Here is a 16,372-nt window from a genome sequence, read left to right as displayed (position 1 = left end):
TTGTGCATCGGACCGGCGTCATTCCCCGAGCCAACTGGCAGCATGGGCCTTATAAAAAACGGAGAACGCCCATGAAAATCATCATCGCCCCCGACTCGTTCAAGGACAGCCTGAGTGCCGAAGGCGTCGCCCAGGCCATTGCCGAAGGCCTGGCCCAGGTGTGGCCGGATGCCGAGCTGATCCAGTGCCCGATGGCGGACGGCGGTGAAGGCACGGTGGATGCGGTGCTTGCGGCCTGCAACGGCGAACTGCGTCGCCAAACCGTTCAAGGGCCACTGGGCGGCACGGTTGACGCGCGCTGGGGCTGGTTGGCCGACAGCCGCACCGCCATTATCGAAATGGCCGAAGCCAGCGGCCTGCAGCTGGTGCCGCCGGGCCACCGCGATGCGTGCTGCAGCACAACCTTTGGCACCGGCGAGTTGATTCGCGCCGCACTGGACCTGGGCGCCAAGCGCGTGATCCTAGCGATTGGCGGCAGCGCGACCAACGACGGTGGCGCCGGCGCCCTGCAGGCCTTGGGCGTGCAATTGTTCGATAGCCAAGACCAGCCCTTGCCGCCGGGCGGCCTGGCCTTGGCCCGTTTGGCGCGTATCAGCCTGGACACGCTCGACCCGCGACTGGCGCGCGTGCGCGTTGAAATCGCGGCCGACGTGAACAACCCGCTCTGCGGGCCGCACGGCGCCTCCGCCATTTTCGGCCCGCAAAAAGGTGCCAATCCCGAGCAAGTGCAACAGCTGGACGCAGCCCTCGGCCACTTCGCCGACCGCTGCGCCAAGGTGCTCCCCAAAGACGTTCGCGACGAGCCCGGCAGCGGCGCCGCCGGTGGCTTGGGTTTTGCCGCCAAGGCTTTTTTGGGCGCGCAGTTCCGCGCCGGGGTGGAGGTGGTCGCCGAGCTGGTCGGCCTGGAGGCAGCCATCCGTGGCGCCGACCTGGTCATCACCGGCGAAGGCCGTTTTGACGCCCAGACCCTGCGCGGCAAAACGCCCTTCGGTGTGGCGCGAATCGCTCAACAACACGCTGTACCCGTGATTGTTATTGCGGGCACATTAGGCGATGGCTACGAGCAGATGTACGCCCATGGTGTGGACGCCGCGTTCGCCTTGCCCGCTGGCCCGACAACACTCGAGCAGGCCTGCGCCGAGGCACCGCGTCTGCTGCGTGAGCGCGCAGCAGATATTGCGCGGGTATGGCGAGTGGCGACGTTGCGCAGCCAGTAGAGCCGCCTCTACACTGGTCGGCCAGCTGCTTTTCAAAGGATGAAGCACCATGCACACACCTGAACCGTCTATCGTGATCCAGCGCTTTACCGAGGCCCACCTGGAAGGCGTGGCTGCGCTCTACAACGAACCCGCCGTGTGCCGTCAGGTGCTGCAAATGCCTTTTCAGTCAGTGGAAATGTGGCGCAACCGCCTGGTGATGGACAACGAACGGCGCCTGCAACTCGTGGCGCTGCACGGCGGCGAGGTGATCGGCCAGTTGGGCCTGGAACAGTACCTGCGCGTGCGCCAGAGCCATGTCGGTTCGTTCGGCATGGGCGTTTTACCCGCCTGGCAGGGCAAGGGCGTCGGGTCGCGCTTGCTGACGGCCGCGCTGGAGGTGGCCGACAACTGGATGAACCTGCACCGCGTCGAACTCACCGTGTACGCCGACAACGAAGCCGCGCAACACCTGTACCGCAAATTCGGCTTCGAGATTGAAGGCCGGCTGCGCGATTACGCCGTGCGTGACGGCCAGTACGTCGACACCCTGAGCATGGCGCGCCTGCGCAAATCGGCTTAGTCCGCCAAGGCAAACGCCACCGCAGCCCGCGCATGCAGCTCGGTGGTGTCCAGCAACGGCAGCTGGCTGTGTTCCGGCTTTATCAGCAAGCTGATCTCCGTACAACCCAGAATAATCGCCTGGGCGCCTTGCGCCGCCAGCGACTCAATCACGCGCTGATAGACCTGGCGCGACGCCGCGCTGATCACGCCCACACACAATTCCTCGTAGATAATCCGGTGCACGGCCTGGCGCTCGTCCGCGTCGGGTATCAGCACGGTCAAGCCCTGGGCCGCCAGACGCGATTTGAGAAAGTCCTGTTCCATGGTAAACGCCGTGCCGAGCAGGCCGACCGTCAGCGTTCCGGCTTGCACCGCCGCCAACGCTGCCGCATCAGCAATATGCAGAAACGGAATCGACACCGCCGCCTGTATACGTGGCGCCACCAAATGCATGGTGTTGGTACACAGCACCACGCAATCGGCGCCGCCGGCTTGCAGGCGGCGCGCGGCATCTTCGAGGATCAGCGCGGTGTCATCCCAACGCCCTTCGTGCTGGGCCTGTTCCACCGGGCCGAAGTCCACGCTGTACATCAACAGCTGCGCCGAGCGCAGCGGGCCGAGCTGATCGCGTACGCACTGGTTGATGATGCGGTAATACTCAGCGCTGGACTCCCAGCTCATGCCGCCGATAAGGCCGATGGTGCGCATGCGTAGCTCCGGACAAGGAATGTCGCTTCACCTTACTCATCGGCCGTCGATTAGTCATACGCAGTTGCCCGCCAAATGAGCGGTGCAGTTGGCAGGTCGGTGTTAATCCCACAGTGAACCGCTGCATCTGCCATGATCAAGGCTCGCAACCTGACTCACCCAAAGGATTCCTGCAATGGACGATGTACAGCAACTGGGCGAGATGCTTCGTCATTACGCCGACAGCGAAGCGCATAAAAAACAGCAGTTCGAGGTGCAATCAGCGCGCTGGGCGCAAAAGCTCGGCGAGTTGTTCGGGCAGATTGAACAGTGGCTGGAGCCGGTCAAGAGCGCAGGTTTGCTCGAAGTACACCGCGAAGCCTACGTCGCCAGCAACGCCAGCATCCCTTCAGAGACGTCGACGTTCAAAACCGAAAAACTCAACGTGCAGATTACCGGCAAGAGCGTGGAGTTCGTGCCGGAGGTGATGGGCGTGGGCGGTTTTATTTCCGTGTCGGTAATAGGCCTGACGGCTGCGCGCCACGGCAGCGTGTCACTGGTACTGCCGGCGGATAAAAACGACTGGCTGTGGAAAAAGACCAACGGCCTGAAAGACCCGGACACCTTCACCTTCAACGCCAACTTCCTGGCGTCGCAGCTGCAAAGCCTGATCCCCCGCGAGCGCGGCTGAGCGTCGCTTGAAATAACGGCTTATTTGCGAGAGTTGGCTATACCTACAGTTCAGTGGTTTCGATGGTTATCGCCAAGGAGTTCAATGATGAAATCAGTCCTGATGATAAGCACGCTGTGGGTTGCCTCACTTGCAATGGCAGGCTGTGCCAGCAACGTGACCCAACCGGACGAATACTCCGGTTTCCTCTCGGATTACAGCCAGCTCAAGCAAGCCAAGTCACCTTCGGGCGCCGAGGTCATGCGCTGGGTCGATCCTGACCTCAAGCTTTCCAGCTATAACGCGGTGTTCGTCGAGCCGACGCAGTTCTACCCCAAACCCCAGGCGACGTCGAAAATACCGGCCAGCACGCTCAACGGCATCAATACCTATTACAACCAGGCGCTCAAGCGCGAGCTGGTCAAGTCTTTGCCGCTGGCTAACGCCCCGGGGCCGGGTGTGATCGTGGTGCGTGCGGCGATCACCGCCGTCGGCAGCAAGACCGAAAGCCTCAAGCCCTATGAATACGTGCCCGTGGCCCTGGTCGCGGCGGCGGTGAGTACCGGCGCGGGCATTCGTGATCAAGAGACGATGTTGGGTACCGAAGCACAGTTTCTCGACGGCGCGACTGGCAAGGTGATCGCGCAAGTGGTGCGCAAAGGCACCGGCAAGCCGCTGTCCAACGAGTCCCAGGTGATGAAAGCCGATGACGTCAAGGGCGTGATGGATGGCTGGGCCTCGGACCTGCACCAGTCGTATATCAAACTCAAAGGCCAATAAACGGTTTTTAACCCTGAGCCGTGCGCGCCCGCTTCTGCAAGCGGGCGCGCGGTATTACTTGAGCGGTGTCAACGGTGGCAGCTTCCATTGACCGTTGATGGCCTCAGGCTTGGGCAGGTAAATACGCAGCACGGCGTAAAACGGACGGGGCGGCGCGGGCAACCAGTTGCTCTGTTCGGCTTTCGGTGGCTCGTGGTGCTGCAACGCCAGCGTCAGGCCGCCGTCGGCGTCCAGCTTGAGGTCTGGCAGCATCCGCGAATTGATCAAGTAGCGTTTCTTGAGGTTGGGTACCAGCTGCTTGGTTTTGGCGTCGTACATAGTCAGCGACCAGAACGCTTCGGCAGGCGGCAGTTGGCCCTTGTCGAAATGCACGGTGTAGCTGTGGCGGGCACCATTGGCCGGCTTGCCTTCGCTGTCGACGTAGTAGCTCAGGTAGAGCGCTTCATCGGTGGAATTGCCGAACATCCCCAGGTCGGCACCGGCGTAGCGGTACAGGTAGTTGTTGTTCAGGCGATCACGGCTGCCGAACAGCTCACCACTGGACACTTGCTGGGTGTCGATCTTGTCTTTCTTGAACGCGGCAAACTCGGCGCGGGCGTCGGCGATGCCGTCTTCCAGGGCCTTGCGTTGTTCAGCCGTCAGCTCCTTGACCTTGAACGGCGCGCCAGGGGCGATGCCAATCTTGGCGAAGCGCGCCAGCACGTCTTTTTCGCTGTCCTGTGGCGCGGCAAACGCCAGCATGAAGTTCAGGTAGCGAAACAGTTGCGGGCCTTCGGTCATGGTAGCCATGGGCTTGGGCCATTCGATCTTTGGCACGTTGGCCGGCGCCGGTTGCTTCACGTAGCTGCTCAAGGGCTGCACTTTGTAGCCATTCTGGATTTGCTTGACCTTGGTCAGGTCCTTTTCGTCGAACAACTGCGTGCGATAGAGGGCGTAGGCGATATTGCTTTCGCTGTAGACCACTCGGTCGACGTCAACCGGCTGCTGACCTTTCCAGTCCGGGCCGGCGATCATGTAGTGGCCGCCGTTATTGCCGGTGCTGCGGGTGCCGAGATAGGCGAAGTTCTGCGTGTAGAGGTCGATCAACTGCACCGAGTAGTAACGGTTGTCTTCGATTTTGGGCAGGGTCAACACCAGCGGTTCTTTGCGCAGGTCCATCCAGACGAAGGAGTAGGGCGTGTCGGAGTTGGGGGTGACGAATGCGGTGTCCTTGGGCGTGAACACTTGGGCGGTGTTGCCAATGTGGTTGAACGGCGCCTTGAAGTTGGCACCGCCTTTGTCAACGGCCTGGGTGTAGAGCGTCTTGTACATCGCCACGACCGGGTAGCCGTACAGGTAGGCTTCCTTGGCGATGGCGCGGGCTTCGGCGGGGGTCGCCGTGAAGTCGGCCCAGGCGCCGGTACTCATGAGTATCGAGAGGCTCGCCAACAGCAGGCGCGTCGGTTTTCCAATCATGTTGTTGCGTCCTTCCAGGGGTCGTTTTAACGGGCGTGGGGATCAAAGCGCTGAGTTTCCAGCTTTATTGGCCGAACGTCACGTTAATCCCTGCAAACAACCTGAACTGAGGCACACCTGAACGACGACACTGCCGATTTTTCGCGGTAATACGCACCGCCTTTGAAGCCAGCCGTTAAATTGGGACTAGCCAGTAGTCTGCATCCGTTAGTCGGTTCGCGCGGGAACCGTCGCAGTTTTCAGGCGCTAGGCAGCATGGATTTGACCTTGTCGCGCAGTTGGTCAATGGAGAAGGGTTTGGCGATCCTTTGCATGCCTTCCGGCACATCGATGTTTTCGGCGTAGCCGCTGGCGAACAGAATCGGCAGGGCGGGGCGCAGCTCGCGTACTTTGGCTGCCAATGCTTTGCCGTCCATGTCCGGCAGGCCGACGTCAGTCATCATCAGGTCGATCACTTGGCTGCTGTCGTCGAACACCTTCAAGGCTTGTTCAGCATCCGCAGCTTCAACCACTATGAACTCCAGTTCTTCGAGTACATCGACGATCAGCATGCGCACGATGGCGTCATCTTCGACTACAAGGATGGTGGAGTTGGGCGCGGACATAAGAAAAGCTCTCGATATAAGGAAAGGACTGGCCTTTAACGGTTGAAAGGCCACTCTCTAATGAGTCGCGCCAATCACGGCAAGTTCCGTTGGTTGGCGCATTGTGAGGGCAAAGGCGGGAAATGTCCCGTGGAGGGTAGGACGTTGGCTGTTGCCCGTCGCCGCTATAGATAATCAGCGGCTTACGGGCGTTGGCCGAGTTACAACTCGGTCATGAACAAGTCGGTGACGGCACCGGGTGCTGCCTTAACCGAGTTGTTCAACTCCACTTCGTCAAACACCGAAATTTTGTATTCCGGCGCGGCGGGGTTGTCGCCGTAATGATTCAGCAGGCTTTTGGTTCGGCCCGACTTCAGAGCTTTCTCCAGGGAGGCACTCATCGCCGCCTCGGTACTGAACGTCGCTTTACCGAAGTTGGGGTCAAAATAGAACCACTCTTTTTTACCGCCATTAATAACGACGCCAGCGGTAATGCCGTGGCCCGGACCATTGATCAGCAGCGTTTTTGAAATTCTGGCACTTGCCAGTTCCGAGATGATGGTGGTGTAAGGAACCTGCCTTTCTTGCATACCGTGATGGAATCTCTTCCCGAGTATTTCCTGGTAGCTGTCTAACTGATCGTGGAACTTGGCAACGCGGGTTGCGCGACGTTCCTCGATAACGGCCTTGGCCGGGTCGATTTTACGCAGCTCGGCAATCTCGGTCGGGCTGAGCGTCGGGGTCAGGGAGGTATGCATGTTAGACAAAAATGTTTGCTGTTTTCCATGTTTGGTCGCAGCAGCCATTACGTTGGACAGCGCCGCGCATTCACCTTCTGAAAGCAGCGCAACCTGGCTCAGATAAAAGCCTTGCGGACTCGATTCTATTTTGACGCCCACATGCCCAAGGTCGGCTCTGAATGCCTGATAGTTTTCCAGGCTTATCCAAATTCTTCGGTTTTCGAGGTATTTGATCAAACGACCCACTTCTTCGGGTGTACGCCCACGAACGACTGCCAATTCTGCCAGTTGATAATTGGTGAGTGTTTCCGAGAAGCCCGCGATCTCGTCGGGCTTCCCCTTGGCATATCCTCTTCGGAAGCCTTCGGGATCGACAATTCTCGATGTCTGCCGTGTGGTGTTGAGTCGAGCCGGTAGAGCGTCAAGCTCATCGATACGACGTACAAGGGCACCCAGCTCCTGCGGTGTACGACGCTCTGCCACCGCCAGACGCTTCAAGTCATCGGGTTTAAGCGCGGTGGAGTAGCCAAAAATCTGCTCCGGCTTCCCGCTGTTGCTGCCGCGTATATAGGCGGCTTTATCGGTAGCTTTCGCTGTCTTTACTGCCTCGATGAAATCGCTGCGAAAGTTCGGGTTTACCGCCGGAGGTGCCAGCACGGAACCTATCATCTTGCCAAGCCAGGTGTCGGTGAAGGTTCGGATCTCACCTTCAAGCGCGACGACCTTGGGGGTGAAGTCCTTGAGAGGAGGGCCATACGGGCGATTGCCAATGGGGTCGAAGCCATACCATTGTCCCTCGCGAAACACTGCACCGGTTTCCAGGGTTTGCTCTGCCAGCGTGTAAGTGCCCGTCGCCGTGACACCATTACTTTTGCTGGCGGCCTTGAGCAGGTCGTAACTGCCGGTCGCACCCTTTAGTTTGTTGACGATTTCGCTGCCTTTGCTCGCGAGATAACCAGCACCCTTGCTCAGTAACTTGCCGCCTGCAGCGGCCACATCGCCCAAGCCGCTGACGGGATTGAGTACGCCGATGGTGGCGGCGCCAATTACTTTGGCAGTCTTTAGTGCCTTGGCTCCGGTAGAAAGTGAACTGCTGCCTATCTTGACCAGTTTCCCCGCCGTTGCAGCGCCAGCGGTGAGGAACCCGAACACATCCAGCGAAAGATCGAATACCCCTTCGCCGTAGTTGCCTTTTTGAAAGTTGACGATGGCTGACCGCAGCGGAATCAAGTTCAGCAGGAAATCACTCAGTGGCTTGGGCCCACCGTTCAGCTCGTCAAGTGTCGTCTGCCCTCGGGCCTGTTTTTTAATGTCCGGGTCATCGAGCTCCAGGTGCGCAATAAAAACGTCGGCAACGTCAGCGGATCGACTGCTGCTGAAGCTGTTTATAGAGGATTCGCTCGAAGGGGATTCACGCTCGAGATTAGGTGAACTGCCCAAAGGCTCGAACTTTACGGTCTGGTCTACCCACGCCGCCTGGCGAGCTTCCTGCTGTTTAGCCCGCTGAGCGTTGACCGGTTTAATCGTGCCAGTGTTGAAATTGATTTCGTAGGCGTACGTCTTGCCATCTCGCTCAATGTTGGCCAAAAGCTGCGGTTGTTTCGGGCCGGGTGTCGAGCCCCAGAAACCTGCGCCTAATTGGTACGAGCTTTCCTGGAAGAAGCTTATTTTTCCATGTTCAAAGTTTTTTCGATCCTCCAGTGGAAGCTGCGATATCAAGTGCCTGACCGTTGTATTGACGGCGGCTTTTTTATCCTCAATCGCGCTTGCAACCTGCTGGTCGAATGCCTGGGTTACGCCAAATGTGCGGTTGCTGTTCAACGCTGCTAACGGGATGCGTGAGTCACTCGACGTAAAGGGCCTTGAATTCGGCAAGTCCATCATGGCGATGTCCAGCAGCGAATGCAGCCCGCTCAGGCCGACTTGCTCCGGTTCCCCACTATATTGATCAGTACCCAGCAGTTTTTCTTCGAAAAGCGCCCCCAGGTCGCCAAATCGCTCCTTGAGTTTTTCCAGGGCGATCTCTTTTCGAGTCGGTATGGCCTTGTCCATGGTCTGCGACGCAGACAGCCGATCGTTCAGTTGCTGGTTGAAGGCGGTTCTGATGGTGTCGAGTTGCTCACCGGTGTAGGCGTCATCTGTGCTTTTTTGAACCACGCCATTGGCCACCGCCCAGTCCACCAACGCGTTTCTTTGCGCAGATGCAACGGCGTCCGATTGACCCTCAGTGGTCGTTGAATAACTCATGACCTGGGCGAAGGTCATGTTGGCGACCGCACCCGGCCGCTCAGCTTCGACCGTCGCTGCAGCAATCGACAGGTTGACCCAAGCCTGGCTGCCGATTGTCACGCTGTCGGGCATGTCCTTGATCAGAAATTGCGGTGCAGTGCGGGCCAGGAGCAGGTAACTAACCATATTGGCGAGGGCAGGGCTGCAGCGCTTTTGGGCGATAAGGTGATTTCTGAGCTTTGCTGCGACCTGGGAGGGAGGCTGGCCCCAATTATCGGGTTGTAAAAGATCAAAGTTGGCAATTTTGTTGCGTTCGGGTGCGGCCCAGGACTCCGGATCGAGCTTGTAGTGAAGCAGGGCGAGTACATAGTCGTAAGTGCTGGTGTCGGTGGACACGCCGTCCATGTGGCGCTGCAGCTCTTGCCCCAGCGCCAGGGTCCGCGGGTTTTCGAGGATTCTTTGCAGCGCCTCGGCAGGGTTTTGCAGGTCGCTCGCCGGGATCGAACGGCTATCGAGCAAGTAACCTTTCTGGCCTTTGGTCCCACTCTCGTCCGAGACCACAAATGCCTGCATTTTGGCCAGGTCGGCGTGCGATAACGGAACCGGCCAGGAAAGCCCACCGCCGAAATTCCCCAAAGGATGCTGGTCGGCCTTTTGCTCCAGCGCATGCGCGAGGGCTTTGACCTCATCGTCGGTGCTCGGCAATTTATAACCGAGGTCGGCGATAACGGTCGCTATATTCGGGAAGGTAACTCCCGACAAGGCATACGTCGAATCCGGGTGCGCGTTCACGCGGGTTTTGGTCAGCCAGGTTGAGAAGTTGCTATCAACCCAACCCACAATGCCCCGCAGCCGCAAAGCCACATCCTTAATGGTTTCATTATCGGCCAGCAGTTTTTGCAAAGGCGTAACGGTTGGCGCCTGAACCGTTGACGCAGGGCTTTGGGAGAGGGCGGTTGCAGCCGCATGGGTGTCGCCTTGCGTGATCGCAGGGTCCGCAGCGATTGCGTGCCGGGGGGTGTTTATTGTTTGCCGTGCAACGGTAGTCATGCTCATTGGGCTTACCTGAATGGGTCAAAAATGACGCCCTCCAAAAGATCTTCCGTGTTCATGAGGCGCGTTTTTGAGTGAACGAACGCGTCACCGTCGTTCCCTGGCCGTGTAGGGCAATTGTTTTGAACTGTGTAAATGAGCTGACGAAACCGGCCTGAATCCGCGCGAGATCCACGCGTGCTCTGTAGGTTTTTGCAGAAATTCGACGCTGAAACATAGCCCTGGCCCCTTGTCTTCGGGCAAACTCCCCCTTTTTCCGCACCTGGCCAAGGCATGCCCATGACTCCCGCGTCGTCTGTCGATGAAAAGAGCTTCCGTAAACTCCTGACCCGAAACGTGGCCCTGCCATTAAGCGTCGGCGTGCTTAGCGCGGTGTTTTTTGTCGTATTGATCACCTACCTGTTGTCAGTGATTCAGTGGGTGGAGCACACCGACCGCGTCATCAATAACCTCAATGAGTCATCCAAGCTGACGGTGGACCTGGAAACCGGCATGCGCGGCTTCCTGATCACCGGCGACGAGCATTTCCTCGACCCGTACGAAGTGGCCAAGCCGCGGATCATTGCCGACTTGCGCAATTTGCAGGAGCTGGTGGCAGATAACCCCCAGCAAGTGGACCGCCTCAAGCGCCTGGAAGCCCTGCAGACCGAGTGGAACAAGTACGCCCAGTCGATGATTGACATGCAGCGTGAATCCGGCGATTACCGCAGCGCGGTCAAGGCCGGGCGCGGCAAGCGCCTGACGGATGAAATTCGCAGGGAATACGACGACGCGGTGGCGATGGAGCAGCAGTTCCGGATTACCCGTAATGAGGAAGTCACCAAGACCACGGTATTCAGCGTCACCCTGTACCTGGCGTTCGTGCTCGGGTTGAGCGGCTTCCTCGCTTACTCGGGTCGTAAAAATCTTGTTTCACTGGCGGGCAGTTACAGCGCAAACCTCGCGTCGCAACGCAAGATAGCCACCCGCCTGGAACAGCAAGCCTGGCTGCGTAACGGCCAGACGGAGCTGGCCGAACAAGTGCTGGGGCAACCGACTCTGAAGCTGCTGGGTCGCAATATTTTGCAGTTCTTCGCCCAATACATGGGGTCGGCAGTGGCGGCGCTGTACGTGCGTGAAGAACACGGCGGTCTGAAGCGCATTGCTACCTATGGTTTCTCGCGCGAACAGGAGCAAAAGGAACAGTCGATCTACAGCGACGAAGGCATCGTTGGGCAGGCCGCCCAGCTCGATCGCCTGATTCGCCTGGACGATGTGCCGGTGGATTACTTCAAGGTCAGCTCTGGCCTGGGCGATGGTTCGACGCGCAGTGTGTTGGTCATGCCCACCAGCGATGACGGCCGCGTGAATGGCGTGATCGAGCTGGGCTTTTTGCGCCCTCTGCAAGAGCGTGACGTGGAGCTGCTGGAGCTGATCGCCGGCAATATCGGCACCTCCATCGAAGCCGCGCGTTATCGCCAGCGGTTGCAAGAAGTGCTGGCCGAAACCCAGCAGCTCAACGAAGAGCTGCAAGTGCAGCAGGAAGAACTCAAGACCGCCAACGAAGAGTTGGAAGAACAGTCGCGCATCCTCAAGGAATCCCAGGCCCATCTGGAAACCCAACAGGCAGAGCTTGAGCAAACCAACGAGCAGCTCGCCGAACAGACCGAGACCCTGGCCGCGCAACGCGACGCCATGGACCGCAAGAACGTCGAGCTGAACAGGGTTCAGCTTGAGCTGGAAGATCGCGCCGACGAATTGCAGCGCTCCAGCAAGTACAAATCCGAATTCCTCGCCAACATGTCCCACGAGTTGCGCACGCCGCTGAACAGCTCGCTGATCCTCGCCAAGTTACTCGCCGAAAACCCCCAGGAAAACCTCAGCGTCGAGCAGGTCAAGTTTGCCGAGTCGATCTATTCCGCGGGCAATGACTTGCTCAACCTGATCAACGACATTCTCGATATTTCCAAGGTCGAAGCCGGCAAGCTGGAGATGCGCCCGGAAAACTCCAGCGTCGCGCGTCTGGTAGACGGCCTGCGTGGCATGTTCGAGCCACTGGCGGCCGATCGCAAGCTGGGCTTCCAGGTGGAGGTGCAGAGCGATGCGCCGATCATGCTGTTTACCGACCGCCAGCGCTTGGAACAGATTCTCAAAAACCTGCTGTCCAACGCGCTCAAGTTCACCGAACAGGGCGAAGTGAGCTTGTCGGTGGCGCGCGCCTCGGGGGAGGGCATTGCCTTCACCGTGCGCGACTCCGGCATCGGCATTGCGCCAGACCAGCAGGAAAGCATCTTCGAAGCCTTCCGCCAGGCCGATGGCACCACCAACCGCCGCTACGGCGGCACCGGCTTGGGCCTGTCGATTTCCCGCGACCTGGCCTCCTTGCTCGGCGGGTACATCAGCGTCACCAGCGAGCCGGGCAAGGGCAGCGTATTCACCCTGGTGATCCCGGAGCACTACGTGGAGCGCGAGGAAGACGCGGCGCCCATCGAGCAACCACGTCAGGTGGTTGCCGCACCGGCACCCAAGCCGATCGTGGTGTCGCCGCTGCCGGTGGCCGACGCCAAACACATCCCTCGCTTTGCCGACGACCGAGATAAAGCGCCGTTCACCACCCGCTGCATTCTGGTGGTGGAGGACGAGCCGAACTTCGCGCGCATCCTGTTCGACCTGGCCCATGAGTTGGGCTACCACTGCCTGGTGGCCCATGGCGCCGACGAGGGCTACAGCCTGGCCGAAGAATACATTCCCGACGCGATCCTGCTGGACATGCGCCTGCCCGACCATTCCGGCCTGACCGTGCTGCAACGCCTCAAGGAACACGCCAACACCCGCCACATTCCCGTGCATGTGATTTCCGTGGAAGACCGCGTAGAAGCCGCCATGCACATGGGCGCAATCGGTTATGCGGTAAAACCCACTACTCGCGAAGAGCTCAAGGACGTATTTGCGCGCCTGGAAGCCAAGCTGACCCAAAAGGTCAAGCGCGTACTGCTGGTGGAAGACGATGACCTGCAACGCGACAGCATTGCCCGCCTGATCGGCGACGATGACATCGAGATCACCGACGTCGGCTACGCCCAGGCGGCGCTCGACCTGCTGCGCACCAATGTTTATGACTGCATGATCATCGACCTCAAGCTTCCGGACATGCTCGGTAATGAGCTGCTCAAGCGCATGGCCACCGAGGATATCTGCTCGTTCCCGCCGGTGATCGTCTACACCGGGCGCAACCTGACCCGCGACGAAGAGGCCGAGCTGCGCAAGTACTCGCGCTCGATCATCATCAAGGGCGCACGCTCGCCGGAGCGTCTGCTGGATGAGGTCACACTCTTTCTGCACAAAGTCGAATCCCAGCTGTCCCATGACCGCCAGAAGATGCTCAAGACTGCCCGCAGCCGCGACAAGGTCTTCGAGGGGCGCAAAATCCTGCTGGTGGACGACGATGTGCGCAACATCTTCGCCTTGACCAGCGCCCTTGAACACAAAGGCGCGGTGGTGGTGATCGGGCGTAATGGCCGTGAAGCCATCGACAAACTCAATGAAGTCGACGATATCGATCTGGTGCTGATGGACGTGATGATGCCGGAAATGGACGGTTACGAGGCCACCACCTTGATCCGCCAGGACCCGCGCTGGAAAAAGCTGCCGATTATCGCGGTCACGGCCAAGGCCATGAAGGACGACCAGGAACGCTGCCTCGCGGCGGGCTCCAACGATTACCTGGCCAAGCCGATCGACCTGGATCGCTTGTTCTCGCTGATTCGCGTATGGCTGCCAAAGATGGAACGCATTTAAGTGGAGCGAAGTTTTTTGGATAAAAGTAGCGACATCGAGCTGCGCCTGTTGATCGAGGCGATTTACCTCAAATACAGCTACGACTTTCGCGACTACTCCGGTGCGTCGGTCAAGCGGCGCGTGGCTCACGCGCTGCGTCAGTTCGACTGCGCGACCATTTCGGCGCTGCAGGATCGGGTGCTGCACGACCCGGCCGCATTTATGCAGTTGCTGCAATTCCTGACGATTCCGGTGAGCGAGATGTTTCGCGACCCCTCGCACTTTCTGGCGATCCGCCGGGAAGTGGTGCCCCTGCTAAAAACGTACCCGTCGATCAAGATCTGGATCGCCGGTTGCAGCACGGGAGAAGAGGTGTACTCCATGGCCATCCTGCTGCGCGAAGAGGGTTTGCTGGACCGCACGATTATCTACGCGACGGACATCAACCAGACCTCTCTGGATAAAGCCAAGCAGGGCATCTTTTCCCTGGAAAATGTGCGCGCCTACACGGCCAATTATCAGCAGGCCGGCGGGCAACGTTCATTTGCCGACTACTACACTGCAGCCTACGATTACGCGATCTTCGACAAGACGCTGCGTGAAAACGTGACGTTCGCCGATCACAGCTTGGCGACGGATAGTGTATTCTCAGAAACTCAATTAATTTCATGCCGCAACGTACTGATTTACTTCAATAAAAAATTGCAGGATCGTGCGTTCGGGTTGTTTCATGAGTCGCTGTGTCACCGCGGCTTCCTGGTGCTGGGCAGCAGAGAAACCCTGGACTTTTCCGCTTACAGCAAACAATTCGAACCCTTGGTCAAACAGGAACGGATCTACCGCAAATCATGAACGACGCGCCCGCCACCCCGATTCGGGGGATTGAAGCCATCGTTGTCGGCGCATCTGCCGGCGGCGTAGAAGCGTTGCTGACTATTTTTGGTGAGCTGCCTGGGGATTTCGGCTTGCCAATCATTGCCGTATTGCACCTGCCGGATGAGCGTCGCAGCCAACTGGCTGAAGTGTTTGCGCGGCGCCTGCGCGTTCCGGTGAAGGAAGCGCGGGATAAGGAAGTGATCGAAGCCGGCACTTTGTACTTCGCCGGGCCGGGTTATCACCTGTCGGTGGAGCAGGATCGCAGCTTGTCCCTGAGCCAGGAAGACCGTGTGCACCATTCGCGGCCCGCCATCGATTACTTGTTTGCCTCCGCCGGCGACGCCTATGGCCGGGGCTTGCTCGCGATTCTGTTGACCGGCGCAAATCAGGACGGCGCGAACGGGTTGGCCCATGTCAAAAAATCGGGCGGCACCACGGTAGTCCAGGACCCCAAGGAAGCACGCATCGCCGTGATGCCCCTGGCGGCCCTGGCCCTGCACACACCTGATCATATTCTCACTCTGAGCCACATTGGTTCATTGCTGGCTTCCCTGGAAAATTCCCCATGCTAAGTACTGTCCAGGCCAAACTGCTGATCGTCGACGATCTGCCGGAAAACCTGCTGGCCCTTGAAGCGCTGATCAAGCGCGAAGATCGACAGGTCTACAAGGCCTTGAGCGCTGACGAAGCGCTGTCGCTGTTGCTGGAACATGAGTTCGCCATGGCGATTCTCGACGTGCAGATGCCCGGCATGAACGGTTTCGAGCTGGCTGAGCTGATGCGCGGCACCGAAAAAACCAAAAACATCCCGATTGTGTTCGTCAGCGCCGCCGGCCGCGAACTCAACTATGCGTTCAAGGGCTACGAAAGTGGGGCCGTGGACTTCCTGCACAAGCCGCTGGATATTCACGCGGTGAAGAGCAAGGTCAATGTTTTTGTCGACCTGTACCGCCAAAGCAAGGCGATGAAGCTGCAAGTCGAAGCGCTGGAGCGCAGCCGCCGCGAGCAGGAACTGCTGCTGACGCGCCTGCAGTCCACTCAGGCGGAGCTTGAGCAGGCGGTGCGCATGCGTGATGACTTTATGTCGATCGTCGCCCACGAGGTGCGTACGCCCCTTAACGGCCTGATCCTGGAGACCCAGCTGCGCAAAATGCACCTGGCCCGCGACAACGCCGCTGCGTTTACGCTGGACAAGATGCACGCGATGGTCGACCGCGATGAACGCCAGATTCAAAGCCTGATCCGCCTGATCGAAGACATGCTCGACGTGTCACGCATTCGCACCGGCAAGCTGTCGATTCGCCCGGCGCGCTGCGACCTGACGCAATTGGTGCGCAACCTGGTGGAGAACTTCGCCCCGCAAGTAGCGGCGGCCAATTGCTCCATGCAGTTAGTCGCCGAAGAGGCCGTAGTCGGCCATTGGGACGAGTTCCGCATTGAGCAAGTGATCACCAATCTGCTGACCAACGCCCTTCGCTACGGCGCCAAAAGCCCGGTGAACGTGCGCGTCTACACCGAGCATGGTGAGGCGCGGGTTGAAGTGCGTGACCGTGGCATCGGTATCAGCGCAGACAACCAGAAGCGTATTTTTCAGCAGTTCGAACGGGTGTCCGCCAGTCATGTGTCGGCAGGCCTGGGGCTTGGGTTGTTCATTTCCGAACAGATTGTGGCGGCCCATGGCGGCACCATCGAGGTCGAGAGCCAGATAGGCGAGGGCGCCTTGTTCCGGGTGTGCCTGCCGCTTGAGGCACGGGCATGAAATCAATCGTCAGGCCGACGCAA

General features: G+C 59.1%; 12 protein-coding genes. 8 read left to right on the top strand and 4 right to left on the bottom strand.

Annotated features, from left to right (window positions below; translation table 11 throughout):
• Nucleotides 1–71: 71 nt before the first annotated feature.
• Nucleotides 72–1,217 (top strand): glycerate kinase, encoded by a 1,146-nt coding sequence (locus Q7C20_RS00860; protein ID WP_375064504.1) that lies wholly within the window; start codon nt 72–74, stop codon nt 1,215–1,217.
• A gap of 49 nt (nt 1,218–1,266) precedes the next feature.
• Nucleotides 1,267–1,779, top strand: a complete 513-nt coding sequence (locus tag Q7C20_RS00855; protein WP_375064502.1) for a GNAT family N-acetyltransferase — start codon at nt 1,267–1,269, stop codon at nt 1,777–1,779.
• Here the strand turns inward: Q7C20_RS00855 and Q7C20_RS00850 are convergent.
• Nucleotides 1,776–2,468, bottom strand: coding sequence for an aspartate/glutamate racemase family protein (locus tag Q7C20_RS00850; protein WP_375064499.1), 693 nt, complete (start codon nt 2,466–2,468; stop codon nt 1,776–1,778). The genes Q7C20_RS00855 and Q7C20_RS00850 overlap by 4 nt on opposite strands.
• Nucleotides 2,469–2,643: 175 nt before the next feature.
• Here Q7C20_RS00850 and Q7C20_RS00845 point away from each other — a divergent pair, with 175 nt between their 5' ends.
• Nucleotides 2,644–3,138, top strand: coding sequence for a hypothetical protein (locus tag Q7C20_RS00845; protein WP_375064497.1), 495 nt, complete (start codon nt 2,644–2,646; stop codon nt 3,136–3,138).
• A gap of 87 nt (nt 3,139–3,225) precedes the next feature.
• Nucleotides 3,226–3,897 (top strand): DUF3313 domain-containing protein, encoded by a 672-nt coding sequence (locus tag Q7C20_RS00840; RefSeq protein ID WP_375064495.1) that lies wholly within the window; start codon nt 3,226–3,228, stop codon nt 3,895–3,897.
• 54 nt (nt 3,898–3,951) lie between these two features.
• On the opposite strand, the gene Q7C20_RS00835 is transcribed toward Q7C20_RS00840, so the two are convergent.
• From Q7C20_RS00835 to Q7C20_RS00825, 3 genes are all read right to left on the bottom strand, one after another.
• The gene (locus Q7C20_RS00835; protein ID WP_375064493.1) at nt 3,952–5,352 is read right to left on the bottom strand and encodes a DUF1254 domain-containing protein; all 1,401 of its coding nucleotides are present in this window, start codon (nt 5,350–5,352) and stop codon (nt 3,952–3,954) included.
• Between the two features lie 239 nt (nt 5,353–5,591).
• Nucleotides 5,592–5,957 (bottom strand): response regulator, encoded by a 366-nt coding sequence (locus Q7C20_RS00830; protein WP_375064491.1) that lies wholly within the window; start codon nt 5,955–5,957, stop codon nt 5,592–5,594.
• 200 nt (nt 5,958–6,157) lie between these two features.
• Nucleotides 6,158–9,961, bottom strand: a complete 3,804-nt coding sequence (locus Q7C20_RS00825; protein ID WP_375064489.1) for a hypothetical protein — start codon at nt 9,959–9,961, stop codon at nt 6,158–6,160.
• 276 nt (nt 9,962–10,237) lie between these two features.
• Here Q7C20_RS00825 and Q7C20_RS00820 point away from each other — a divergent pair, with 276 nt between their 5' ends.
• The 4 genes from Q7C20_RS00820 to Q7C20_RS00805 are packed head-to-tail and all read left to right on the top strand — an operon-like array spanning nt 10,238 to nt 16,349.
• Nucleotides 10,238–13,735: a response regulator gene (locus tag Q7C20_RS00820; RefSeq protein ID WP_375064487.1), complete on the top strand. Its 3,498-nt coding sequence runs from the start codon at nt 10,238–10,240 to the stop codon at nt 13,733–13,735.
• Nucleotides 13,736–14,566, top strand: a complete 831-nt coding sequence (locus Q7C20_RS00815) for a CheR family methyltransferase (RefSeq protein ID WP_375064485.1) — start codon at nt 13,736–13,738, stop codon at nt 14,564–14,566.
• Nucleotides 14,563–15,162 carry a chemotaxis protein CheB gene (locus Q7C20_RS00810; protein WP_375064483.1) on the top strand — a complete coding sequence of 200 codons (600 nt, stop codon included), beginning with the start codon at nt 14,563–14,565 and terminating at the stop codon, nt 15,160–15,162. The genes Q7C20_RS00815 and Q7C20_RS00810 overlap by 4 nt, the downstream gene beginning before the upstream one ends.
• On the top strand, nt 15,156–16,349 hold the full coding sequence (locus tag Q7C20_RS00805; protein WP_375064481.1) for an ATP-binding protein: 1,194 nt from the start codon (nt 15,156–15,158) through the stop codon (nt 16,347–16,349). Before Q7C20_RS00810 ends, Q7C20_RS00805 begins: the two co-directional genes overlap by 7 nt.
• Nucleotides 16,350–16,372 lie beyond the last annotated feature (23 nt).

The organism is Pseudomonas sp. AMR01, from assembly GCF_041946035.1.
Taxonomy (GTDB): domain Bacteria; phylum Pseudomonadota; class Gammaproteobacteria; order Pseudomonadales; family Pseudomonadaceae; genus Aquipseudomonas; species Aquipseudomonas antarctica_B.
The sequence above is the reverse complement of the archived record's forward strand: the minus strand, read 5'-3'. Positions and strand labels throughout refer to the sequence as shown.